This window comes from Mucilaginibacter sp. UYCu711 (assembly GCF_050433825.1).
Taxonomy (GTDB): Bacteria; Bacteroidota; Bacteroidia; order Sphingobacteriales; family Sphingobacteriaceae; genus Mucilaginibacter.
This window is the reverse complement of sequence record NZ_JBNPWM010000011.1, coordinates 66,070-91,083: the sequence shown is the minus strand read 5'-3', so window position 1 is coordinate 91,083 and position 25,014 is coordinate 66,070. Positions and strand designations below refer to the sequence as shown.

The 25,014-nt window shown below is 44.7% G+C and carries 19 protein-coding genes; 9 read left to right on the top strand and 10 right to left on the bottom strand.

Going from position 1 to position 25,014, the window contains the following annotated elements; all coding sequences use genetic code 11:
- Together ABIB50_RS21650 and ABIB50_RS21645 are read right to left on the bottom strand one after the other, a co-directional pair.
- Positions 1 to 1,023 (bottom strand): hypothetical protein, encoded by a 1,023-nt coding sequence (locus ABIB50_RS21650; RefSeq protein WP_429383223.1) that lies wholly within the window; start codon positions 1,021 to 1,023, stop codon positions 1 to 3.
- 11 nt (positions 1,024 to 1,034) lie between these two features.
- Positions 1,035 to 2,750, bottom strand: coding sequence for a glycosyltransferase family 39 protein (locus ABIB50_RS21645; protein WP_429383221.1), 1,716 nt, complete (start codon positions 2,748 to 2,750; stop codon positions 1,035 to 1,037).
- Between the two features lie 85 nt (positions 2,751 to 2,835).
- On the opposite strand from ABIB50_RS21645, the gene ABIB50_RS21640 reads away from it, so the two are divergent.
- Positions 2,836 to 3,291, top strand: a complete 456-nt coding sequence (locus ABIB50_RS21640; protein WP_429383219.1) for a DinB family protein — start codon at positions 2,836 to 2,838, stop codon at positions 3,289 to 3,291.
- Positions 3,292 to 3,294: 3 nt separating this feature from the next.
- Here ABIB50_RS21640 and ABIB50_RS21635 read toward each other — a convergent pair whose 3' ends face one another.
- The 4 genes from ABIB50_RS21635 to ABIB50_RS21620 all read right to left on the bottom strand — a co-directional run bounded on the left by ABIB50_RS21635 (position 3,295) and on the right by ABIB50_RS21620 (position 9,716).
- Entirely contained in the window at positions 3,295 to 3,780 is a 486-nt protein-coding gene (locus ABIB50_RS21635; protein ID WP_429383217.1) for a hypothetical protein, read from the bottom strand.
- 146 nt (positions 3,781 to 3,926) lie between these two features.
- The gene (gene odhB, locus ABIB50_RS21630) at positions 3,927 to 5,168 is read right to left on the bottom strand and encodes a 2-oxoglutarate dehydrogenase complex dihydrolipoyllysine-residue succinyltransferase (RefSeq protein ID WP_429383215.1); all 1,242 of its coding nucleotides are present in this window, start codon (positions 5,166 to 5,168) and stop codon (positions 3,927 to 3,929) included.
- Positions 5,169 to 5,266: 98 nt separating this feature from the next.
- The gene (locus ABIB50_RS21625; RefSeq protein ID WP_429383213.1) at positions 5,267 to 8,065 is read right to left on the bottom strand and encodes a 2-oxoglutarate dehydrogenase E1 component; all 2,799 of its coding nucleotides are present in this window, start codon (positions 8,063 to 8,065) and stop codon (positions 5,267 to 5,269) included.
- 355 nt (positions 8,066 to 8,420) lie between these two features.
- Complete coding sequence (locus ABIB50_RS21620) at positions 8,421 to 9,716, bottom strand: DASH family cryptochrome (protein ID WP_429383211.1); 1,296 nt, start codon at positions 9,714 to 9,716, stop codon at positions 8,421 to 8,423.
- Positions 9,717 to 9,902: 186 nt separating this feature from the next.
- On the opposite strand from ABIB50_RS21620, the gene ABIB50_RS21615 reads away from it, so the two are divergent.
- Positions 9,903 to 10,217 (top strand): Dabb family protein, encoded by a 315-nt coding sequence (locus tag ABIB50_RS21615; RefSeq protein ID WP_429383209.1) that lies wholly within the window; start codon positions 9,903 to 9,905, stop codon positions 10,215 to 10,217.
- 22 nt (positions 10,218 to 10,239) lie between these two features.
- Here the strand turns inward: ABIB50_RS21615 and ABIB50_RS21610 are convergent, their stop codons facing one another.
- Positions 10,240 to 11,526, bottom strand: a complete 1,287-nt coding sequence (locus ABIB50_RS21610) for an FAD-dependent oxidoreductase (protein WP_429383208.1) — start codon at positions 11,524 to 11,526, stop codon at positions 10,240 to 10,242.
- A gap of 50 nt (positions 11,527 to 11,576) precedes the next feature.
- On the opposite strand from ABIB50_RS21610, the gene ABIB50_RS21605 reads away from it, so the two are divergent.
- The 3 genes from ABIB50_RS21605 to ABIB50_RS21595 all read left to right on the top strand — a co-directional run bounded on the left by ABIB50_RS21605 (position 11,577) and on the right by ABIB50_RS21595 (position 14,786).
- Positions 11,577 to 13,253 (top strand): amidase, encoded by a 1,677-nt coding sequence (locus ABIB50_RS21605; protein ID WP_429383206.1) that lies wholly within the window; start codon positions 11,577 to 11,579, stop codon positions 13,251 to 13,253.
- Positions 13,254 to 13,274: 21 nt separating this feature from the next.
- On the top strand, positions 13,275 to 13,811 hold the full coding sequence (locus tag ABIB50_RS21600) for a YfiT family bacillithiol transferase (protein ID WP_429383204.1): 537 nt from the start codon (positions 13,275 to 13,277) through the stop codon (positions 13,809 to 13,811).
- 258 nt (positions 13,812 to 14,069) lie between these two features.
- Positions 14,070 to 14,786, top strand: a complete 717-nt coding sequence (locus tag ABIB50_RS21595) for a hypothetical protein (RefSeq protein ID WP_429383202.1) — start codon at positions 14,070 to 14,072, stop codon at positions 14,784 to 14,786.
- Between the two features lie 87 nt (positions 14,787 to 14,873).
- Here ABIB50_RS21595 and ABIB50_RS21590 read toward each other — a convergent pair whose 3' ends face one another.
- Positions 14,874 to 16,523: a hypothetical protein gene (locus ABIB50_RS21590; RefSeq protein ID WP_429383200.1), complete on the bottom strand. Its 1,650-nt coding sequence runs from the start codon at positions 16,521 to 16,523 to the stop codon at positions 14,874 to 14,876.
- A 697-nt stretch (positions 16,524 to 17,220) separates the two neighbouring features.
- Entirely contained in the window at positions 17,221 to 17,766 is a 546-nt protein-coding gene (locus ABIB50_RS21585) for a hypothetical protein (RefSeq protein WP_429383198.1), read from the bottom strand.
- Between the two features lie 239 nt (positions 17,767 to 18,005).
- Here ABIB50_RS21585 and ABIB50_RS21580 point away from each other — a divergent pair, with 239 nt between their 5' ends.
- The 4 genes from ABIB50_RS21580 to ABIB50_RS21565 all read left to right on the top strand — a co-directional run bounded on the left by ABIB50_RS21580 (position 18,006) and on the right by ABIB50_RS21565 (position 23,295).
- Positions 18,006 to 18,866, top strand: coding sequence for a LytR/AlgR family response regulator transcription factor (locus ABIB50_RS21580; RefSeq protein WP_429383196.1), 861 nt, complete (start codon positions 18,006 to 18,008; stop codon positions 18,864 to 18,866).
- A gap of 456 nt (positions 18,867 to 19,322) precedes the next feature.
- Positions 19,323 to 21,698: a TonB-dependent siderophore receptor gene (locus ABIB50_RS21575; protein ID WP_429383194.1), complete on the top strand. Its 2,376-nt coding sequence runs from the start codon at positions 19,323 to 19,325 to the stop codon at positions 21,696 to 21,698.
- A 3-nt stretch (positions 21,699 to 21,701) separates the two neighbouring features.
- Positions 21,702 to 22,910, top strand: coding sequence for a PepSY-associated TM helix domain-containing protein (locus ABIB50_RS21570; protein ID WP_429383192.1), 1,209 nt, complete (start codon positions 21,702 to 21,704; stop codon positions 22,908 to 22,910).
- A gap of 67 nt (positions 22,911 to 22,977) precedes the next feature.
- The gene (locus ABIB50_RS21565) at positions 22,978 to 23,295 is read left to right on the top strand and encodes a DUF6686 family protein (protein WP_429383190.1); all 318 of its coding nucleotides are present in this window, start codon (positions 22,978 to 22,980) and stop codon (positions 23,293 to 23,295) included.
- A gap of 701 nt (positions 23,296 to 23,996) precedes the next feature.
- On the opposite strand, the gene ABIB50_RS21560 is transcribed toward ABIB50_RS21565, so the two are convergent.
- Positions 23,997 to 25,010 (bottom strand): 2Fe-2S iron-sulfur cluster-binding protein, encoded by a 1,014-nt coding sequence (locus tag ABIB50_RS21560; RefSeq protein ID WP_429383188.1) that lies wholly within the window; start codon positions 25,008 to 25,010, stop codon positions 23,997 to 23,999.
- Positions 25,011 to 25,014: the final 4 nt, after the last annotated feature.

Sequence of the window (25,014 nt, the reverse complement as noted above, 5' to 3'; positions counted from 1 at the left end):
CTAAAACCGCTTCAACACTTTTCGCCCCAAATCATAACTTATTCTAAACACCTCCTGGTTATCATTCATATTCCCCGGCGAGAAATGGAAACTGGCTACAAACTGGCCTTTAACCCTGTCGAATAAAAACGGGGTGTAAATAATATCTATCCGGTTGTAAGTAGGTTTTGAATAGTAAGAATCGCCATAAATAATATTGCTGCCCTGCCCTTTATAAAACTCTTCGTACAGGGCTATTTTATGATAGCTTAAATAAGCTTTAAACACAAAGCCTGCAGGCGTTTTAAAGCCGTCTACACCGCGTTCGCGCTCCAGCGAGAACAATCCTCCAGCCTCAAAAGTAAGCGAATCTAACATGGTTTTATGGCTTAAGTTTACGCCCAGTGTTATTTGGCCGCCGCCGTTATCGGTAATATGGTCGTTAGGTAACAACACCTCTGCCCCGGCATCATGCATCAGCAAAAAGTAATGCGATACATAAAACGGCCCGTAAGGCTGCGGCTTGTACTTTCCTGAGAATCCAAATAAAAACTGCTCGCGCTGGGTAAGCGTTTGGCGGCTCACCCAATCAATCCAGCCGGTTTCGGTAAAATGTTCGTTTTGATATCGCGCCAGCAAACCTTCAACATTTGGGCGGTAATATTGCAGCGTATCGTTTAATAAAGCACGCGGATAATCACTCAATAAACCTTCGCGCGGAAAAGCGCCTGCAAAAAACTGCCAGTTGGTGCCCTGGTATTTATAATAAGCAATGGGATCTACCTTGCCAAAAAACGGCCTGGCACCAAATTCATGCAGTGCGTTAGCGCCTACTACAAAGTGGTTAAGGCTGTCTAAGTTCAAACCAAAATCAAGCGCGGTACGCGTGCCGGAATAAGTATGCGAGCGTGGGATAAATGCTTTATACTCGCGGTTATCTAAAAACCCAAAACCATTAAAATTAACATCAAGGCTTTGCTGTGCTAATGCCGCGGCGCTTGTAATTATAGAAAGAAGGAGGAGTAGGTATGCCTTTTTTAACATAAATTATTTTTTTATTCAATTTCAAGATCGATGATCCTGCTGTTTTTACTCCCCTCAAAAGGCCTGGTACGTACAGAGAATATTAGCTCGTATTTACCTTTCTCTGGCGGGGCAACTAAATGGAACGTGTAATGGGTGCTTTGGCCGGGTTTTAAAACTATCTCATTAAAATCGTTCCCGCTGCGTTGGGCAAATTTTAAACCACCGCTTTTAAAAAAACATGCGCCAAGCAATACTTCGTTCTGTATAGCCTTATTGCTAAAGTTTACGGTGTAAGGATATGGATTTGCGACGGTTAAATCAATAGCCTTTTTCTCACCCGGAAGTAATTTTAACGAGGTATAAGGCACCCCTATCAGTATTTTTTGATAGGTGCGCACATCATTTATCCAATAGCTGTACCAGGTGCCTGCTTTGGTGCTGATGCTATCGGTAACTATTGGCTTTAAGCTGTCTATCAAATGATACACCCGCTGATGCTGCATTTGCGCTTCTATGGGCCAGATCTCAAACTGTGTGCGCCGGTAATACCGCGAATCGTAAGAAAAACCCTTTAAGCTATTGGTATAGTAATTATACTTAGCCGGGTTTTGAAAGCCATCGTCTAATATCATGTAAGCATTGCCGGCTTTTTGGTGTACAGCTTTTGCCCACTCTTTAAAACCGTAATAGCTTTTTATCTGGCCTATGCGGGTAACTATGGGCAGTTCAAACACCATACCTAACCGCAAGCTTACTATTAAAATTATATTGATGATGGCGACCGTGTTAAACCACTTAGGCAAATTACCCCATTGATTAAAGCGAATAAGCGCCAGCATAATTAACGGGGCAAAGGCTATCAGCGTCCAGTGCGGCTGGGCCTCGCCCCTGAATGTTGTAAAGAAAAAGAAGCCAAAAGTGCCTATGCCATTCACCATCAAACACCTGATAAAAGCATCCTTTATTTTTGTAGTGAATGCTGCGTAGAACAAGAACCAGCCTATTAGCGGCCCTGCCATTAACAGTTGTCCCGGCAGGTATAAATAACTATTCTCGGGGTTGTAGATCTTTACCGCCCGCTCATATAAGTGATAATTGATAGATGGAAAATCATGATTAACCTGCCATAAAATATGCGGTGTAAAAAGCGCGACAGCTATTAACGCAATAAAGTAAAACGACGGGCGCTTTAACAATTTGATATTGCTTACAACTGTAAAGGCCACCAACAGTACCGCATGGTATTTACTGTACAGCATGCAAGCGACAACTACACCCAATATCAGTGCGAGCAGCCAGCTATCTTCAACAATATATTTTTGATAAAAGAAATAAAACAGCACCGCGAAGAAAAACAAGGGCGCATCGGGCGTAGTGGTAAAACCATAAATATGTAATATCAGCGTGCCTGATACTACCAGCATAAACGCCCATTCATTTACCGCGTATTTTTTTAGGATGAGCCATAAGACATAAATAGAAGTAGTACTGGTTAATACGGTAATTAACCGCAGCCCCAGTTCATTATGCATTACGCTATCGCCAATACGGATAAACAGGGCCACCATTGGCGGATGGTCGAAATAGCCCCAATCTAAAAAGCGCGAGTACATCCAGTAGTACGCCTCGTCGGCATGCAGCTCAAGGGTACCCGCCTGGATAACATTTAAAATTGTCCAGCACAATAAAAAATACCTGATGATGCTATCGGGCTTGGTGTTATTTTGTGTGGACGGTAATGTCATTTAAAAGATAAATTTCGATACGGCAAAGGTAGATAAATAATGTATTTATGCGGATAATCTTAAATTAGCCGATATTTTTACCACCATGACCAAAGCAATTGAAATTATAAAAATGCCCCGCCTAATGATTCTTAAAGGCGTTGAAGGCTTAACATTAGACCAACTGAATAAAATACCGGCCGGCTTTAACAATAACATTATATGGAACCTGGGCCATATGATAGCCGCCCAGCAAGGCGTTTGCTATAAACGTGCCGGGTTGCCTGCTATAATAGATGATGAGTTTTGGGATACTTTCAGGCCCGATAGTAAACCGGGCCGTTTCTTTGATGAAAACGATCTTGCTAAAATAAAAGGGCTCTTTATTTCGACCATTGACCAGCTGGAGATTGATGTCGCAACCAAGCCTTTCCCTAACTATTCAACGTGGACAACCCGTTACGGAGCCGAGTTAAGCAGTATACAGGAAGCAGTAAGTTTTATCCCCTTTCATGATGGATTCCATATTGGGTATATAACTGCTTTGAAGCGGGCTATATAAGTCTTACTCTATCCGCGCCAAAACGTTATCGAACTTATAAACTACCAGGTTAATAACAATTTTATTGTTAGGAAATTGCTTTTGCATCTCTTTTCGCAGATCTACAAATGCCTGCATAGCAGGCGGGTTACCGGTAATTAAAGGGTTGGCCGATATACTAAGCTCAACCGTTTTATGGATCTTTTTTATGTATACAAACTTGGTTGCAGCCTCGTCAAAAAAATGAGCCTTCGTCAGGCCATCCGCCAGGTAATCAACCTCTTCTTCGGTTATATTATTTTTATCATAGGTAACCTCATGGTTCATTTTACCGTAAGATTTCATTACCTGTATTACCTTTGGTTTGGAAAACAAGCCTAAACCAAAAACGCAAAATAATGCAATAGCTATACCTGCAACGGCAAAAATTAATAGCTTTTTTCGGCTTTGAGTTTTTGTACCTGCAATTTTATTATTAGCCGAAGGGCTGTTTGTATTATTTGGTTCCATTTTTTGGTTAATTGGTTATGCCCGGTTGGGTTTGCTAAGATATATAAAAGCTTGCTTTTTAACTCATGTAAGTATTACAAAAAAAGCCCGGCTAAACCGGGCTTTAATATTTAAAGTCTCCCCTACCGGCGGAGATTTAGAGGAGGCTACACCCCTAACAACAATCTTGCAGGATCTTCCAATAACTGTTTAACCCTTACCAGGAAGCTTACCGACTCGCGGCCATCAACAATACGGTGATCATATGATAAAGCAACATACATCATTGGGCGAATAACTACCTGGCCATTTACGGCTACCGGGCGCTCAATAATGTTGTGCATACCCAAAATAGCCGACTGTGGCGAATTGATTATGGGTGTTGACAGCATCGAACCAAACACACCACCGTTGGTGATGGTAAATGTTCCGCCTGTCATTTCTTCCAATGATAATTTGTTGTCGCGGGCCTTTCCGGCTAAAGTAACAACGGCTTTTTCAATTTCGGCAAGGCTCATGGCATCCGCGTTACGGATAACCGGCACAACCAAACCTTTTGGTGCTGATACCGCTATCGAGATATCAGCAAAATTGCTGTATACTACTTCTTCGCCTTCAATACGTGCGCCTACTGCCGGCCAGTCTTTCAACGCCTCTGTAACTGCTTTGGTAAAGAACGACATAAAGCCTAAGCCAACACCGTGCTTCTCTTTAAATTTATCTTTGTATTTACTGCGGATCTCCATGATTGGCGACATATCCACTTCGTTAAAAGTCGTCAGCATCGCTGTTTCATTTTTAACCGTTACCAAACGCCTGGCAACTGTTTTACGCAGTGGCGACATTTTTTCGCGGCGCTCGCTTCTTTCGCCGGCTTTTACCGGTGCGGCAGGCGCAGGTGCCGGAGCAGATGCGGCGGCAACAGCAGTGCGCGTTTGCGGATTTTCTGATACCTTGTCAATTGATAAAGCATCCTCTTTGGTGATACGCCCGTTAACGCCGGTGCCGCTTACAGCAGTGGCTTCAACGCCTTTCTCGGCCAATATTTTAGCAGCAGCAGGCGATGGTGTGCCCGATGCGTAAGTAGCTCCTTTGTCGGCAGCTGCAGCAACCGTTGCGGCTTCTGCTTTTGCGGCAGGTGCAGCTTCTGTTTTAGGTGCAGGCGCTGCGGCCCCACCTTCTTCAATGCTGCAAACAACAGCACCAATGGCCAAAACGTCGCCTTCCTTAGCTATGGTTTTTAATACGCCCGCTTTTTCGGCAGTAAGCTCAAAAGTAGCTTTATCAGATTCCAGTTCGGCAATGGCTTCATCCATAGCCACGGTATCGCCGTCTTTTTTTAACCAGCTTGATAACGTTACTTCTGTAATTGATTCGCCTACCGGCGGAACTTTAATTTCTAAACTCATGTTTTGTTAGGTTGTACGTATTACGTTGTACGTTATACGTGGTATTCTAATTATCGCCGCATATACGTAAAACGTACTACGTCAAAAGTATAACTTATTTAATCAGCTCCCGCCGTAGCCATTTTTTCGGTAGTTGCCTTAACCTGGTCTTTCATTTTTTTTCCTGCCGGCGATTCAAATGCTTTTGATATAATGTACAATTGTTGCGCGGCATGTTGTTTAGCAAAACCGGTAGCCGTACTCGCACTTTCATTTCTTGATATGATATCAAATTTCAAAGCCTCTTCTGTACGCGATTTACGATACAGGTATGGCCAGGCGCCCATGTTCTCGGGCTCTTCCTGCACCCAGATAAAATCTGTCGCTTTACTGTATTTGGCCCTTATAGCGCCTAATTGCTGCACCGGGGTTGGATATAATTGCTCTAAACGAACAATAGCCACGTCCTTACGCTCGTCCGTTTGTTGCTTCTCTAACAGGTCGTAATATATCTTGCCCGAGCAGAATAATACGCGTTTAACCTTTTTAGCGTCAGCATAAGTATCATCAATAACTTCTTTAAATACACTATCGGTAAAATCAGCCAAAGGCGATACGCATTTAGGGTTACGCAATAAGCTTTTTGGTGTAAAAATAACCAATGGCTTGCGAAACTCGCGATACATCTGGCGACGCAATACGTGGAAGAAGTTAGCAGGGGTGGTGCAATTTGCTACCTGGATATTATTATCGGCACAAAGCTCCATAAAGCGCTCAATACGTGCCGATGAGTGCTCCGGCCCCTGGCCTTCATAACCATGTGGCAATAGCATCACCAAACCGTTACCACGCTGCCATTTAGTTTCGGCAGATACGATATATTGGTCAACAATGGTTTGGGCGCCATTAAAGAAATCGCCAAACTGGGCTTCCCAAATAGTTAACGCGTTAGGGTTTGCCAAAGCATAGCCATACTCGAAACCTAAAACACCGTACTCTGACAATAAAGAGTTGTAAATACTGAATTTCTCGCCGCCAATGCTATCCATCGGTGTATATTCTTCTTCAGAATCGGCCAGTGTCAACACCGCATGGCGATGCGAGAAAGTTCCCCTCTTCACATCCTCGCCGCTTAAACGCACCGGGTGCCCTTCTTTTAATAACGAACCATAGGCCATTAACTCGCCCATTGCCCAATCAAAAGTTTGGGTAGTGTTAACCATTTTGCTTCGGTCCTCAAAAAGTTTCTCAATCTTTTTAAAGAACGCTTTATCTTTAGGCAGGTCGGTTAATTTTTTACCGATAGCCAATAATTCTTCTTTAGGTACTGCTGTATTTACAGGAGCGTTAAAGTCACGCTCGGTTGCCAAATGCAACCCGTTCCAGGCACCGGCAAACATCGGGACAGACTCGGTAAATTTATCTTCGGCTTTCGATTCATCCAGATCAGCCTGCAATAACGCCCGGAAGTCTTTCTCCATCTTTTTAACCTCGGCATCATCAATAACGCCTTCGGCCATTAATTTGGTCAAATAAACCTCGCGCGGGTTAGGGTGTGCCTCTATAGCTTTATATAGCACCGGCTGGGTAAACTTAGGTTCGTCAGCCTCGTTATGTCCATAGCGGCGATAGCAAAGGATATCAATAAACACATCATCATGGAAAACCTGGCGGTACTCCATAGCCATGTTTATAATATAAGCCAATGCTTCAACATCATCGCCATTAACGTGGAAAACCGGCGATAAAACAGTTTTTGCCACATCTGTACAATAGGTACTTGAGCGGGCATCAACAAAGTTGGTGGTAAAGCCTATCTGGTTATTAATAACCAGGTGAATGGTGCCGCCGGTGCGGTAGCCATCCAGTTTTTCCATTTGTAAAACTTCATAAACAATACCCTGGCCCGCTACAGAAGCATCGCCATGTATTAATATCGGGGCTATCTTGGTATGATCGCCGTTGTATTTAAAATCAATTTTTGAGCGGGTTAAGCCTTCAACAACCGGGTCTACCGCCTCCAGGTGCGATGGGTTAGGGCAAAGGCTTAAGTGTACTTTTTTACCATTTTCGGCCTCTACATCGGTACTAAAACCTAAGTGATATTTTACGTCGCCACCAGCAGTAGAGTCTTCATCATAGTTTTTACCTTCAAATTCAGAAAAGATCTCTTTGTAGGTTTTTTTCATGACGTTGGCCAGCACGTTCAAACGCCCGCGGTGGGCCATACCAATGGTAAACTCTTCGATACCTAAAGTTGCTCCTTTTTGGATAACAGAATCCATTGCAGGGATCAAAGCCTCGGCACCTTCTAACGAGAACCGTTTTTGGCCCAGGAACTTTGTACCCAGGAAGTTTTCGAAAATTACCGCTTCGCTTACTTTGCGCAGCATCAGTTTCTTTTCTTCTTTTGAGAAAGATGGTTTATTGCGGGCTGTTTCCATCCTACCCTGAAACCATTTTGTTTTTATGGGGTTGCGGATGTACAAGTACTCCACACCAATTGTGCCGCAATACGTTTGCTCAAGCATCTCCACAATGTCGCGCAATTTTGCAGGGCCAATACCTATTTCAACACCGGCATTAAATACCGTGTCAAGATCAGACTCGGCCAGTCCAAAAGTTTCCAGCTCTTTACCCGGGAAATACTGGCGGCGTTCGCGCACCGGGTTTGTTTTTGCAAACAAGTGCCCGCGGCCGCGGTACCCATCGATCATGTTTAAAACATTGATCTCTTTCAAAAAATGTTGAGGTGTTTCGGCACTAACTGTAGGTGCCTGCGCTCCGCGCCCGAAATCAAACCCTTCGAAAAATTTTTGCCAGCCAAACTCAACCGATTCAGGGTCTTGTTTATAGGCTTCGTATAAAGAATCAATAAATGCGGCGTTGTTGCTATTTATATAATTGAGGCTATCCATTGTAAACCAACTTTAGAATTGTGCAAAGCTAAGCATAACGTATTATAAACTTTTAATTTAATTGTAAATCATTTACTACGTTTTCCACAAAAAAACGCACAAACAACCAAAAAAAGCAATATAAAAGCAGCAGCGTGGAAAACTTAGCGCGATAAGCTATTAATGTAATAATTTGTAAAGGAAACTGCGTAAATATCCGAAGCCTTCAAAAGCCAGGGCCAGGAGGCCTATAATGATGGTATATTGTTCGAAGGAGTTCATATATCAAATATACAATGCTTTAACGCCGATAGTATCATTTTATTATAATTTTTCAGGCATTGGTTGATTGTTAGACTACTGAATACCAATAGTGTTATACGGCAACTTCAACCGGCAGCCAGGTACTAATAAACTCGCTGTTGGTATCCAGCTCGCTGGCTTGCTTAGCAAGGTTAAAATACTTGTTGTCGCGCGGGTCATGGCCCAGGCCTGCCACAAAAGCCCAGTTACCCCAGTTACTGGCGGGCGAGTAGTCTATTAGTTTCTCTTCGAAATAGGCGGCCCCCTTTTTCCAGTCTACCTCCAGGTCGCGCACCAGGTAACCCGCCACCATTTGCCGGCTAAAGTTGCTGATATAACCGGTAGCATTTAATTTATGCATACTGGCATCGATAAAAGGGATACCGGTATTACCTGTTTTCCATTTCTCAAAAAGCGTTTGTTTTTCGGCTGATGTGTTTTCGGTTTGCTCATCGGCAGCAAAGTATTGCTTACCGTGTTTTTTAAACATAAACCTAAAATAATCCCGCCATAACAATTCAAGCTCCAGCATACCGGTGTTGTGCACATTGTTGGCCTGTTCGTGCTTAACAACGGCCCAATATACCTGGCGCATGGATATACAACCCAACGCCAGCCATGGTGACAGTTTTGAAGAACGATCTACCGTAGCGCCGTTACGCCCCTTGGTTGGCGCAATTTGGTTGTTGTTGGCAAAATATTCTTCTAAGCGTAACAGGCCCTCTGTTTCGCCGCCTTTAAATTTTATGCGTGTGCGCGGGTCATCAACCGGTTCATCTAATCCTAATTGGGTTAAGGTTGGTAATTCGCCGGCATCGGTTATTACGGGGGTTATTATACTTTCAGGCGTGCCTATGCATGGGCGTACATTACTGTCGCGCTCTACTTTTTTCTTGAAGATGGCAAAGCTATCCGGAATATCTTTTATAGGGAAGGGCAGGTCCTCTTTATGATATAAAGTATGCCCTATAAAATGTTTAAGGTTCAATCTTAAGTTCCAAAGTGCCGTTTCTACCTCTTCAGATATAGCGGTTTCTTCATAAGCTACTTCGCGGTGATGATATACTTCGTTTACGGTATATTGTTCTGCCAGTTGGGGTAATACTTCGGCTGGGTTACCGATGCGGATAATTAATTCGCCGCCCAGCGCCTGCAGGTTTTTACGTAGATCGGCTACTGATTCTAATAGAAATCGTGCGCGTAAGGCCCCGGTTTTGGGTGTACCATCGGCTGCGATCTTAAAATAATAAGGATCAAAACAATAAACAGGTAATATTTTATCAGCTTTGCGCGCAGCTTCTAACAGTATCTCGTTATCATGGATACGCAAATCATTTCTAAACCAAACCAGTATCGTTTTTTCACTCATAAGATCTCAGCACCCACAAATTTGCAATTTATTTGGTTTAATGTACACTATATATCCAATATTTGACACGAAGCCAACATTTATACGGTGCAACGCTATATCTGGGTTAAGCTCAAAGTAATTTTTATTGCAGAGATGCTAAAGTAAACAAGGTTTTATATAATTTAACAGCTTTAAACTATAACCATGCAACTAAAAAACACTTTTGTACACCAGGTATATTTCTGGCTTAATGATAAAGCTGATCTTCCAAAATTATTAGAAGGATTGAATGTCCTGGTACCTATAACATCTATCCGCAATATCCATATTGGTGTACCTGCCGATAGCGAGGACCGCCCGGTGATAGAACGCAGCTACGACTTATCATTACTGGTAACGTTTGACAACCTTGCAGACCATGATCATTACCAGGTAGACCCATTGCACGATATTTTCCGCGAGCAATATGCCGGCCCGCTTTGCAAAAAGGTCATGGTGCTGGATAGTGTTGATGCGTAAGCTGCGATTAATTTGTGCGTAATTAATTTACCATACGTCCGCTCATATCAACCGTACGGGCAAAAGGGTTAATATATTGATTGGCCAGTATCGCAAACTCACGGCGGGTAATAGGTTGGTTCAAATCAAATTCAGAGTTGAATTTGTATTTGGTTTTCCATTCTTTTTGCATTTTTATCCTGAATGACTCGGGATCGGCAAGCGTTATCTCGCTGATAAAAGATAATGTATTACCTATAGTAAGTTTATCGGCCGGTTTAATGTTATTAAACCAAATAAACGCCCTGCTGTATATCTCGTTTAAAACAGGTTTTATCTCCACGCTGTTAACAGTCGAATCGGGCATAAAAAGAAACCGGGTCTGGTTAGCCTGTATTTTTTGGGTGCCTTTTAACAGCCCGGTTACAGCAACTTGTTGTATAGCTCTAAAGTAGCGGTCGGCCGAGTCAACATCATCAAACGATAACAGGTATCCTTTAAAGTCTAACAACTCGCTTTGTACCGGCCTTACCTTCAAATTTTTGGTGGTGGTTTTAAAAAAGGCGCAATATGCAGCCATAGTGCCTACCCCCTGCCCTGTGGCCATCTGTATGGGCATGCTTGGTTTAATCAATAAAGCTTTGTCTGTAATAAATAAATTATCGGCGTCTTTTACTACAAACGCGCTCATTGGTATATAATAAGATGCTTTACTTATGGCCTGTTCGCTCAGGTCATCGCCTGATACAATAGAAGTGCGATATAAATTATCGCCATAGGTTATGGACGGCGGGAAGGTTGCGCCGGCCATTGTTACTATCTCGCCAATTTCTGTAGCATCAACTAATGCTTTTGCTTTAATATAATCGGTACGCCCGTTTTGGGTGATGCTGATTTTCCAGCCGGTACCGTCTTTTTCAATCGCTGTGTAGGGTGTGTTTAGTTTAATGGTGAGCCTTTGGGTAGTATCGGCCATTTTTTTAAGGATCCCCGCGCCAACAAAAGGTTCAAATTTTAAAGGGGCGTTGTAAGTGGTATCATAACCGGGCGTGCCCTTGTAAAGCTGCTGTACATGCTTACGAAACTCGCCCCATAAACCATAAGGTAAATTGCGGTTGGCATTAATAATTATCATGCCTTTATTCTGCATGTTTTCAAGCCACGACCCTTTTACTAATAATACGGTTTTTAACTTACTGCGCGAGCTTTGAATAGCCGCTGTAACCGCACTGGCCCCACTACCAATTACCAAAACATCAGTTTTAATGGTTTCGGCAATAGCGCAATACGCGTTTAAGAATATAATTAGGACAGCTAACTTTTTTAACATTTGAATAATAAACACATATAAAACGCTAATTTAGAGCAAACCTTTTACTTATGGCAAAAAACTTTACGCTAAAACATGTCATTATACCATCAGGTCTTATTTTAAGCTTTGTTTTGGGGGCTTTTGTATGGCCCAAAATAGAATCAAGCCCTATAACAGTGGCTGTAGTTGCCGAAGCACAGAAAATTATCGGCATAGAGTTTACCCCAGCCCAAAGGGATTCTATGTTGAATAGTCTCAAAGGTCAGGCTTCCCAATACCAGGAATTGCGTAAGCTTAATATGCCCAATAGCGTTGTACCGGCGCTAAACTTTAACCCAACCCCTATTGGCTTTACGCCCCAGGATAAAACCAATGGCTTCAAGCTTTCAAAGATCGACCCGGTTAAGATGCCTGCCAATAGGGATGAGCTTGCCTTTTACACTATCCACCAGTTAAGCGAATTGATCCGTACCAAACAGATTACCTCGGTAGAGCTTACTCAATTCTTCATAGATCGACTTAAAAAATATAACCCAAAGCTGCTGTTTGTAGTTAACCTTACGCAGGAACATGCGCTTAAGCAAGCTGCGCAGGCCGACGCCGAAATAAAGGCCGGTAAGTACCGCGGTGTGTTACACGGCATCCCGTTTGGGGTCAAGGACCTGCTTTCATCAGCCGATTCAAAGACCACCTTCGGCGCTGCCCCTTATAAAGAGCAGGAGCTGCATATAGACGCCACCGTTGTTAAACGTTTGGAAGATGCCGGCGGCATATTAATAGCCAAACTTACCTTAGGCGAATTAGCCATGGGCGATAACTGGTTTGGCGGCATAACCAAGAACCCCTGGGATATCACCCGGGGATCAAGCGGTTCGTCTGCCGGGCCGGCATCAAGCGTAAGCGCGGGGTGTTTACCGTTTGCTATCGGGTCAGAAACATTGGGTTCGATCGTGTCACCCTCTACCGAGTGCGGCGATACCGGCTTACGCCCGTCCTTTGGTCGCGTTAGCAAATATGGCGCAATGGCGCTAAGCTGGAGCATGGATAAGCTGGGGCCGATAACCCGCAGTGTTGAAGATGCCGCCATCGTATTTAACGCTATACAAGGCACTGACCCTAACGATTTGAGCACCCTAACAGCTCCGTTTAACTATGATGGTAACGTAAAGAGCCTGAAAGGCTGGAAGATAGGCTACCTTAAATCGGCCTTTAGCAGCAGGTATGCAAACGCGGCTAACGACTCGCTTACCTTAGTGAAATTGAAGGAGTTGGGCGCCGAGCTGATCCCTATTGAAGTACCCGACCTGCCATCCGGTGCCATTGCGTTAGCTTTGGATGCCGAGGCCGGCGCCGCTTTCCAGGAGCTGGTTTTGAACCATAAGGACGATATGCTGGCGCGACAAGGTAAAAACGCCTGGCCCAACATCTTCCGTGCGGCGCAGTTTATACCGGCGGTCGAGTATATTAACGCCAATCGTGCCCGAACTATGCTTATCCAGCAATGGTATGAAAAGCTAAAGGGGCTCGACCTGTACGTTGCCCCATCGTTCAGCGCTAATTTACGATTGACCAACCTTACGGGTAACCCCTGCGTGGTTTTGCCCAACGGAGTTAACCGCCGAGGGCTGCCCGCCAGCATCACTTTTATGGGGCAATTGTTTGGCGAAGGTAAAACGTTAGAAGCTGCCAAAATTTACCAGGAAGCGACTGATTTTCACAAAAAACACCCCACTTTAGTCTTTTAAATTACCAGATAACACCCATTTATGACTACACTTTCAGACATCAACCCATTACAGTACCCCATTGGCAAGTTTACACCGCCGGAATCATATACCGATGAAGAAATGAGGGCCTGGATAAACGATATAAAAGAGTTGCCCGGCAAAGTACGCGCGGCAGTTACCGGGCTAACCGAGGACCAATTAGATACCCCGTATCGTCCTGACGGCTGGACAGTAAGGCAGGTAGTACACCATATAGCCGATAGCCACATGAACTCGCTGATCCGTTTTAAATGGGCGCTGACCGAGGACGGCCCTACCATCAAAGCCTACCATGAAGACAGATGGGCCAGGCTGCCCGATTATAAGCTACCTGTTGAGCCATCCCTGAAAATGCTGGAAGGGATCCACATCCGCCTGGTTACTTTATTTGAAAGCTTTACCGACGAGCAATGGAACCGCTACTTTGTGCACCCCGAAACCGGGAAGGACGTGCCTTTGAAAAGAAACCTTGCGCTTTATTCCTGGCACAGCAGGCACCACTTTAGGCACATAACTAACACTATAGCAACGTTTTAATCCGTATCATGCTGTTTCATTTGTTTCACGCGTGTGTGAAACAAATGAAACACGTGAAACAAGATTTCGGCTTAACGCATTGGATATTAATCAATTGCGAAAATAGAGTGAAACAAAATGAAACAAGATATTTATTTAAATAATTGATAATAAGCAATTTACAAAAACACCGGCGGTGTAAAATAAAATAGCTTTTGCGTTGTTTTCTAAAAAAATCACTAATTTGGAATGCCAATTTAAATCAAGCCAAATTTTACCATGAAAATAAAAAATACTTTCGTGCTGTTAGCAACGTTTGTTGCGTTGCTAACAGCCTGTAAAAAAAGCGGCAACAATACGGGCGATACCCCGGCTAAAAAGCTAAAATACTTATCGCAGATGACTACTGTGCAGGGTACAAGTACAATCATTACAACTTATACTTATGATGATAAAAACAGGGTGAGCACTGTACAAAACGGCACCAGCACAAGTACCTATAGTTACAATGGCAATAATCTTTTTTCTGTCGAAGATTTAACTCCGTCTACCGGTTTCAGGCAAGTAACCGAATATGCTTATAATAACGATGGCTCCATATCATCAACTCATGCGCGGATATATAGAAATAACGCTTTGAGCAACGATATTACCTACACCTATCTTGTTGTAAACGGCCGGATAACAGAGCGGCATTATGATCTATACGTTGATAAATACACGTATGACAATAAGGGGAACGTTATCAGCTTTTATTCGCAGCAAAGTGGTTTAACTACTGTAAATACCTATGACGATAAGCTAAACAAATACACCAACGGCTTTCTAAATCCAAACGGCTTCTCTTTTACGCCAAATAACCTGGCCAGCAGTACATCCGCCATAGCGTACACGTACACATACACATATGATGCTGATGGTTACCCCACCGGTGCTGTCATAGAGGGCCCTCCGGGCAACACCGTTAAGTATACTTACACCTATACAGAGCGGTAACATACCCGCGCCAGCCAGGGATTAGTGACGGATAGTGTCACCATTAGTTTTAAAAAACGGTATTTGGATGGCAATAGCAGCCTTTCCTCAATTCTTTACCGCTACGGTCACATCCTTAAACTCAAACAAATTATCGCTAACCCTAAGCGTTTTGCCGCTGGTGGTAGTTACGTTCTTAAGGGTCACTTGTTTGGTTATTACGTAGGGGAATTTCTCCTGGTACGAAGCATCTTTCATATCGGGGTTAAAATTGGCAAAAATGGCCGGTCCGTTGTATTTGTCGGGGTGCGCCGAATCATCGATGCGAAGGTTATCCACCATGATGTTTTCGGGCATATAGCATACGTAGCCAAAATCATGCTGACCAGAGTTTGACCCGCCGATAAGGGTGGCAACCGCGGGTTTGCCGCCGGCAGGCACAAATACGCAGTTGCGAATAATAACATTGCCCTGCCAGGCGCTGCCATAGTCGGAGCGCAGATTGACAAAGCTGCGGGCGCGCACGGTCGAGTTCTCTATCAGCAGCGTTCCGCAGCCAATGGCATTGATACCCATATGCCCCAGTGTCGAATTACGGATGGTGGCATTGGCCACGCCCTGGTGAGCATCGAACCGTGAAAGAATACAATGATCATACAATAAATTCTTGCTGAAGTTTGAGCCAAGCACCCCCCAATAGGTCGCGTCGTCTATACTGTTTGTTTGGGTGCAGTTGATAAACGACACGTTGATAGCCCTGTCTACCGTAAGCTCGTAAGTTCCCATTTGTACCGGTTTACCGGCAGTGCCAATGGTGGTATAGGTGCGGTGCCCGGTAAGCACCGTGTTTTTAACCGTCACGTAAGCACAATCGCTTATGTGGATAAATCCTCCGTAAGGTGCGCCATGGTCCTCCTCGCCGCGTGTGCGGTGCTCTATACCGTCAACAACCACGTTGGACCTTTTGATAGCGATATTGCGCGCGTAATAGTTGTATTTTGATTCGTCTTTATTAGCTATCGTAATAAAACGGCCGCCCGTTATATTTAATACTTTCTCGTCAATTGGCAGCGCGGTAATGTCTGTAATGTGGTCAAAATCCCATATCACCGGTGCATTCCTATCTATATTGCCATCTTTATCAACCGCTACAATATCAGTTTGCGACGAACCATTATTTTGATTGAGCCCGAAACGGATGTATTGCTTAACTGCCGAGTTAACTACGGTAACTAAACAAGGCCCGGGCAAAGCGGCGCTTATCTTTTTTTGCCCTTTCTTTAGAGACCCCACCCCTTGCAGCTTAAATGGCCGCAGTGTTGAGCCGACCATAAAAACCGAAGCATTGCGGTTTTGCACTTCCGTATCATCCAGGATAAAGGTGGCCTTACCCCAATCCGTATCAGTGAGTATAATTGCTGTGCGCGCTTTCCCGCCTATGTAATAGGTAGCGTTATCATCGGCTTTTACTTTTAAGCCATAGCGGTTGGCAATTACATGCGTGGCGGCTATAGCGTCCATGTCATCGGTTTTACCATCGCCTTTTGCGCCCAGGCTGCTGTAGCGCACATAGCCCGCGGCTTTAAACCCGGTCACATCTTTTGGCGATATATTTACGTGTAATACACCATCGGCTGTATACACCCGCATTTCCGTTTCATTTGATGTAATTATTGCATTTTCAGTAAGATCTTTATTTTGTGCGTTAACATTCCCTATACAAATCAACAGCAGGATGGTTAGCAAGTTGTGCTTCATGGTTTACTAAGTTTTAACTGCAAGATACTTTATTCTATCAATTTTATATTATTATACTTGCTGACCCGCCTTGTGCGGTTCCCTCCCGGCGGTCCGCAGGACTCCCTCGGAGGAGGGTGTAGGGCGGGGTTTAATGAAGCGACAGAACCTACTCACTAATCAACCAATAACTAAGCACCATTAGGGCGTTGCCTTCGGCCTATAAAGGCACAAGTAGCTTTTGCCCGCCTGGCCCGCCCGACATACTTGCGCCAGCAGGGGCAAGTCTTAGTGAGTATGGCTTAGAATGGCCTGACTTGTGCCTTGTACATAAGCACAAGTCAGGCTACGCTCGGTCCGCCACACTAAGACTTGCGCTATTATATGGGATTACACCTTCCAATGCCCATAGGGGCTACCTGTTTGTAGCTTCATCAATAAAAAGAAAAAATGCTCCGTAGGTGCATCCCAAAACCGACAGGCGGTCAATAACGTTAGTCCGGATTTATAATCCCGGATTAATTTTGTTGCGGATCTTTTGATCCGCGTGGGGCATTGCGTATGGGGATTGCAAATCCCTGTGAATTGGTCCGGGATTATAAATCCTGACCAACGAGAAACGCATTGTGGTGCCACCAGCGACTTATTTTAACTAAAACAGGCCGCCTCATAATTTACTTATGGGGCGGCCTGTTTTAGTCGTTCACATTAAAATTAGTTAGTTTAGATGATAGTAAACCTCTACGGTTCCACTCGTCGCCTGACCATATTTGTCGGTACCGTCTACTATTAAGTAATAAGTACCTGAACCCAAGAAAGTGTCGATTCCTGCTTGCAACGGGTCCGGTCCGTAACCAAAACCCGGAGAGCCATAGCCATCATCACCAAAGGCAAGCAGGGTGGTCTGATCGGCAGCAAACAAATAGAAAACGCTGTCAAAATCAGAAGTGCCGCCGTATATGCTCAAGTAACCATCATTTACTATAGTTATCTTAATATACCTATTAGGACCGGAATGAGTGGCATCTCCATAATCATTAGTAACTGGGGAACATGAGGTACACGCACTTGTGTACTTCTCGTTTTGGTTAGAGATATGATTAAGGCCTAACACCACCGTATCAGGATTACTAATGGTGCCGTCTTGAGCTTTTGTTGATAACGAACAGCTAAGCAAAAATAAGGCAGCGCATAAGCTGTAAAGAAATTTCCTGTTTAGTTTTGGAATAGTAGCCCTCTGGATAGTTCTGTTTAAGTTTTTCATATTTTTAATTTTTAGTTTACTCAATATTAACTTAAAAGTAAATTCAATTTTATTTTATTACACGAAGTACAAGGTTGGCATTACGAAATGGCTTTTTGCATACACAAAACTCCGATAAGCAATATTACCCCTTGCGTTAAACAAGATTTCTGGGTTATTTATATCTGCTAATAACTTTGTTCAAAAAAATACGTATAATTGATTATAGCTAAATCACCACCTGAGCCAATTTTACAGATATGACAAATCACGTTGACAAAACGGAACAACTTTCGTTGTATATAATTGAAGAAAGCGCGATTGTGATCAGCATAGCCAGCCACTTAAATCAGCATGCAGATTTTACACTGGCAGGCAGTCAGGCAGACCCCAGTATTGCTTTAGAAGAAATTTTGAGAAAAGACCGGTTCCCTGATGCGGTGATCGTAAATAGCGAAACATGCGCAGCGCATCAAAGCAATTTGCCCGAGTTAATAACTAATCACACCTCGCTCATTATTACGTCCCGATCTGCAGAGGACGCGGCACTGGCATTCGACTATAAGGCGGTCGATTTTTTGATCAGCCCGATAAATTCTGAACACCTGGACCGCGCTTTAAATAAAGTAAGGTCCGGCAAACACCAGGCGCCCCAGCATGACCTCCACCCCCATTTTTATATTCAAAGCGAAGCAAAAGGAAAGATGATCCGCCTTAACCATGATGATGTTTTTTATGTCGAGGCTTGCCAAAACTATGTGACCATTTACCTCGAAAAAAATAAATATATCACTTACTTAACCATGAAGGAGTTGGAGCAGAAGTTATCGAACACTTCATTTTTGCGCATTCACAAATCATATCTTATCAACGAGTCAAAGATCCACTCGGTTGACGGCGATTACGTGATCCTGGAAAACAACCTCTTCTTAAAGATAGGTGCCAACTACAAAGAAAGTATGCTGGCATCACTTCATCCAAATTTTATTATTTCGAAACGCAGTGGTTTCCGAGGAGCAAAACAGGTGCTTTTGACATCAACCCTATGCTCCCTCACAATCCTTTTATCGCTACTAACCACTCCCATGCTGGCGCAAGTATGTCGGGCGGGTTGCGCGTAAAGGCTACTTGTGCCTTTAAAGACAACACACAACAAAGGCAGGTGCCGAAAACCCCTAACACGTCATAGCGAGCGTAGCGTGGCTATCTCTGCGCGACAGGTCGCACGTTAACCTGGCGTGTAGAGATCGCTACACTCGTACCTCGTTCGCGATGACGTGGTTGTGAAGTGGCCGCGTTAGGGACAGAAGCGGATACTCCGAAGGAGTCCTTTGGACCGGCCAGGCGCGGCCAAAAGCGTAAGCCGAGCCTAATGCCTGTAGCCGTATAAGCGGATGGCCCGGGCCGCAGGCAACGCCCATATCCCGATTGTTACTATTACTCCCATTCTCCCCACCTACCCCCAAGGGGGTATTTTACCTCAATTTATAGTTAATACCCCCTCGGGGGTATTGGCATCGCCTGCTTCTGGTTATACTTTTGCAACTTATTTATAATTAGTCTAAATAGCAATAGTGATGAACAAAACCCTACTTTACCTATCAATTTTTCTTTTAAGTGTTACCGGCGCGTTTGCACAACGCTTTGCTACGCTAAAAGGAACCATAAACACATCAGACGGCAAACCTGCCGAATCTGTAAGCGTCGGCCTAAAAAACAGCAGCATTGGCGCCATTACCGATGCCGATGGCCGTTTCCAGTTTACCCGGATAAAACCCGGCACTTATACTATTAAAGTGTCGGCCGTTGGCTTAACGGCAGAAGAAAAAGAAATTACTGTAACTGCCGGCAGTACAACCGTGGTTGATTTCAGCCTGCGGGAAAGCGCCAACCAGTTAAATGAGGTATCGGTAACCGACAGGCGCAAAAGATATAAAATAGATAACCCGTCGCCCAGCTTACGTTTGGGCGAGCCTTTGTTGCAGGTACCGCAAAACATCCAGGTGGTTAGCAGCGATCAGCTTAAAGATCAGCAGATCTTTAACATGCTGGAGGGCGCGGCGCGCAACGTAAGTGGCCTGGTACCGCAGGAACACTGGGGCAACTACGCGCTGATATACGGCCGTGGCGACAGGATAGTCGGTTTCCGTAACGGTATGAACATTGAGGCAAGCTGGGGGCCGCTGAACGAAGATATGTCGTTTGTTGACCGGATTGAATTTGTAAAGGGCCCGGCAGGTTTTATGCTGGCCAACGGTAATCCATCGGGTTTTTATAACATCGTCACCAAAAAGCCTACCGGTGTAACCCGGCAGTCGTTTGATTTTACAGCCGGCAGCTTTAACACTTACCGTGGCACCGCGGATTTGGACGGTGTGCTTACCGGCAATGGTAAATTACAGTACCGCTTAAATTTAGTGGGGCAGTCGTCAAAATCGTTTCGCCCTTACGATTTTACCGACCGGATTGGCGTTGCACCCGTTTTACGTTATAAATTTGATGACAAAAACACGCTTACGGCCGAGTACTCTTACCAGTACCAAAAAATGAACGCTTTTGGTACCGGGTATCTATTCTCGACCAAAGGTTATAATGATCTGCCGCGCGAGTTCACTAATGCGCCGGCAAACAGCCCCGACTCGAAAATTAATGACCATAGCGCTTACTTAACCTTCGAGCATAAGTTTAGCGATAAATGGAAAGTTACCGCGCAGGGAGCGTATTTTAACTATAAACAAATTGGCTACAGCTACTGGATAAACAGCATTAAAGATAATGGCGATGTGGACCGTAACCTTGGCTTATGGGATGCTATAAACCGTAATAAACTTGGCCAGGCCTTTGTTAACGGCGAGGTTACTACCGGCGCGGTGATCCATCGCCTACTGGGTGGTGTTGATATTGGCGACAAATACTACATTGCCGATTATAACCAGTCGGGATCATTAGACCCGGTTACGCCTTTTAACATCTATCACCCGGATAACAAAGCGGTAACTTTGCCTGTGTTTGACAGGGAAACCCCGTTGAGCGAGCGCGGTAAAGGCACCGTATCAACAGAAAAATATCAATCGGTTTACTTACAGGATGAGCTGGGCTTTTTTAACCAGCAATTACGTTTTACCATTGCGGGCCGTTTCACCCATGCGATAACTACCGACCCTTATTCGGGCGATACAGAAAGCAGGCAGGTTACACCAAGGTTAGGTATAAGCTATTCGTTAAACGACGCTACCTCTTTTTACGGTGTGTATGACCAGGCTTTCCTGCCGCAAAATGGTAACATCTTTGGCGGCGGCAAAGTTAAACCGGTTACAGGTAATAACTTCGAGTTAGGCGCAAAACGCGATTGGTTTGGTGGCAAATGGAACACTACTTTATCAGTTTACCGCATCCTTAAAAACAACCAGTTAACAGCGGATCCTGACAAGCACGGCGACCCGGCTGCAAGCTATGTAATACAACTGGGCCAGACCAAAACCCAGGGTATTGAGTTTGATGCCCGCGGACAAATTACAACGGCGCTTAATTTAATGTTTAACTATGCTTACACCAGTTCGGCAATTTCAAAAGATACTGATCCGGCCAATGTAGGCACAGCTGTGCCGGGATTTGCCAAGTATGTATCAAACGCGTGGTTAACTTACCGTTTACAGGAGGGTGGCCTGCAGGGTTTAGGCCTTTCGTTAGGCTATGTATGGCAGTTTGACCGCCGCCCGTGGAGTTTGGCCGGTACCAGTAAATCAGATATGCCAAATTATTTCCGTTTAGATGCTGGCGCATCCTACCAGGTCCAAAAATTTAGCCTGGCGCTTAATGTAAATAACCTGCTTAACAATTACCTGATATCGGGCGGGCACGAAGATTATTTAAGCCCAACCGGCAGCACGGTTTATAACTGGCAGGCCGAGGCGCCTACCAACTTCCGCTTAAGCGTAGGCTATAGATTTTAGTGAATGACGCCATTTAAAAAAACATTATTATTTATACATCGCTGGCTCGGATTTACATCCGGGCTTGTGGTGGTTATTGTGAGTATCACCGGTTGCCTGTTTGTTTTCCAGGATGAGATCCAGGACGCTATACATAGCTACCGTAAAGTTGAGGTGCAAAACAAACCTTACATCCTGCCATCGCGGTTAAAACAGATCGCCCAACAACAATACCCCACCGGCAAGCCGGACTTTATAGCCTATTATGGCGAAGACAGGCCTGCTGCCGTATATACAGACCTGCCTAAAGATGGCGAACGTGTTGTATATATTAACCCATACACGGGCCGGGCGCTGGCTACTGAAAACCCACAGCGAAACTTCTTTATAGTGGTCGAATATATTCACCTTTACCTGTTATTACCCCCGGCAGTTGGCGGGCAAATAGTAGGCTGGAGTGTAGTGATATTTGTGGTGATGATGATAACGGGTATCATCCTTTGGTGGCCCAAACGCAAAAGCGACCGCAAGCGCAGCTTCACCATTAAATGGGGCGGCCGCTGGCGCCGGGTAAATTATGACCTGCATAACGTATTAGGTTTTTATGCCGCCAGCATCGCTATAATTTTGGCGATATCCGGTTTAGCCATAGCTTTTCAACCGGTTTCTGATGGTATTAAGTTCACCGCTAATCTTGGTAAAACTTACACTAAGGAAGCGGCTATACCGGTGTCAGATTCGTTGCATAAACCAACTACTCCTGTTAACGCCTGGGACAAGGCTTTTTTATATGTGAAAGCAAAATCGCCGCAGGCGCAAATGTTTACTTTGTATAGTGATGATGCCAAAGCCGCTAATACAATTTATCTGAACGCTTACTATCAATCCATGCATTATTATAAAAGCGATTTGTATGAGTTCGACCAGTTTAGCGGCACGCCGCTTAAAACGGTAGTCCATAAAGACAAAAGCGCCGGCTTAAAAATGAACAACATGAATTATGATATCCATGTTGGGCAGATATTGGGGCTAACCGGCAAGATCATCGCTTTTTTAGCCAGTTTAATTTGCGCCAGCTTACCGATTACCGGGTTTATAATTTGGTTGGGGAAACGGAATAAAAAGGGTAAGAAAAGCCCCAACCAACTGTCCCCCGGTAGGGTGGGCTTTAAGAGGCAATCAAAAGTCTCCCCTACCGGGGGAGATTTAGAGGGGGCTGCTAATAATTATTAAAGTCCTGAATTCCTGCGATGTTCTGTTCTGGCATTGCAGGTTTTTCAGGCACTAATTTCAGATCGATATGTGCGAAGCAAAAACTTTAAGTCAGCGGGGGGTTACCATGGTAAGCCAGTGCCTGCAATGCAAAACAATAAACATATGGCAAAATAACCTGCTGCTTAATTTTACGCCCCAGCAGTTTGCGGATTACCGGCAGTTTATTGCCGACCTTGATTTCGACGAACGCTCGCACCCCTTCCCCGACCGTATGGATCGCGCGGTATTGAAAACACCTGTCGACCACATCAACTTCACCTTTACTTTAGCCGAATGGGAGGATTTGAAGGATGCAATGGACGAAGCGATGTATATGCAGAAGGTTTTTGATTTGATTAACTGATTCAGGGCATGCTTAGGCCCTACGCGCATGGCTTGCCCCGCTATGGCCGCGGAGGCCTTTTACTTTTTGCTTGATCAAAAAGTAACAAAAAATCAAGTCAGATGGGATGCTTCTTTGCCGCACAGGCCACTGCGCTGCAAATCAGATAAAACCTAAGGCCGGGTCCTTTTGCCGCCAGGTGTCGCACAAGGCTACCGCTTCAGGCAAAATTACCAATGCCTTTGCAGCCGCACTGCCCTACTTGTTTTATCTGCTTTCGCCCGAAGCTGCCCGTCTGACGGCTTTAGTTATATGATGAGAATACTCTTGTTTTAAGCACCGTTTAGGTAATCTCCAATGTTAGCAGGATGTTGGTGTTGTGCAAGTGTCAGCAAAAAAGCTTCGGGTGAGGGAAGGTAAAACAATGGTGGGTTGTGCGGTGGCACGGGCATTCGCAGATTTTGCTGAAGCGTGGGGTTGTGGGTGCGATAGCTGGGGCAAAAGCGGCGCGGCGCGAGGTTTTACCTGGACTGCCGGGCAAAGGCCCTGAGCGCAAAGAAGCCTCTTTGCTGGCTTGATCTTTGGTTACTTTGTATCAAGACAAAGTAACAGCCAACCCGCGGCGATTGAGCGGGCGGATGCCGGCCTCCAGGGATACAACATCGTGATGAGCAAGAAAGCGTGAGATTGCCACGCTTCGCACGCAATGATAAAAGCGGTATCTATATAAACTCAATCACCACATCATCACTAACCGCATGCCCGGTACAGGTAAGTATCAACCCGTGCGAGAGATCAAGATCTGTCAGCACATCATTAACAGACATAGCTACTTTACCGCTAACACATTGAGCAGTACAGGCAGAGCAGATACCGGCACGGCAACTATAAGGCAGTGGGATATTGTTTTGCAGCGCGGCCTGCAGGATGGTTTGGTTCTCGCCCACCATCAGGTCATGCAACTCGTTATTAAATTTTATTTTGATGCGTTGGGGCGGGTAATTGATGTAGCCTGCCTTTACCGGCACGGTATCTAAAACAAAGTTCTCTTTACGGATCTGGTGCCGCTCCAAACCCATATAAAGCAGCGTAAGCCGCACCATGCGCATATAAACAAATGGTCCGCACAGATAAAATTCAGCTTTGCTTAAATCAAAATGAATGTTTTGCTTAACCAGTTGTTCTACAGTGATGTTGTTTAAGCGTTTACCCTCGCTGCTTAACAGGTGAATGATCTTTAACCTGCAAGGGTGTTGGCTTTGCAGTTTATCCAGCTCATCAGCAAATAAAACAGCCGATTGGTCATTACTACTATAAATAAGCGTGATGTAGCTTTTGCCGTCACGACTAAGGATATACTTTAACTGCGAAAACATGGGTACTACGCCGCTGCCTGCAGCAAACAGGATGATGTCTTTTTGATCCAGGAAATCACTGATCGTAAACCTTCCCGCCGGCTCAACGGCGTTAATGATATCGCCGGGCTTTACTTTGGTGAGCATAAAGCGCGAGATCTCGCCGTTGGCAATACGCTTTACAGTTATAGCTAACAATTCTTCATCGGGTGATGAGCTGAGCGAGTACGACCGGCGAATCTCCTCGTCATGATGCGTAAACACCAGCGTAACAAACTGGCCGGCTACATATTTTACCTTTTTGCCCGATACTTCGGTAAAGTAAAACGTGGCCGTATCGGCGGTCTCCCATTTTATAGCCTCAACCTTTAACTGAAGCATTGGC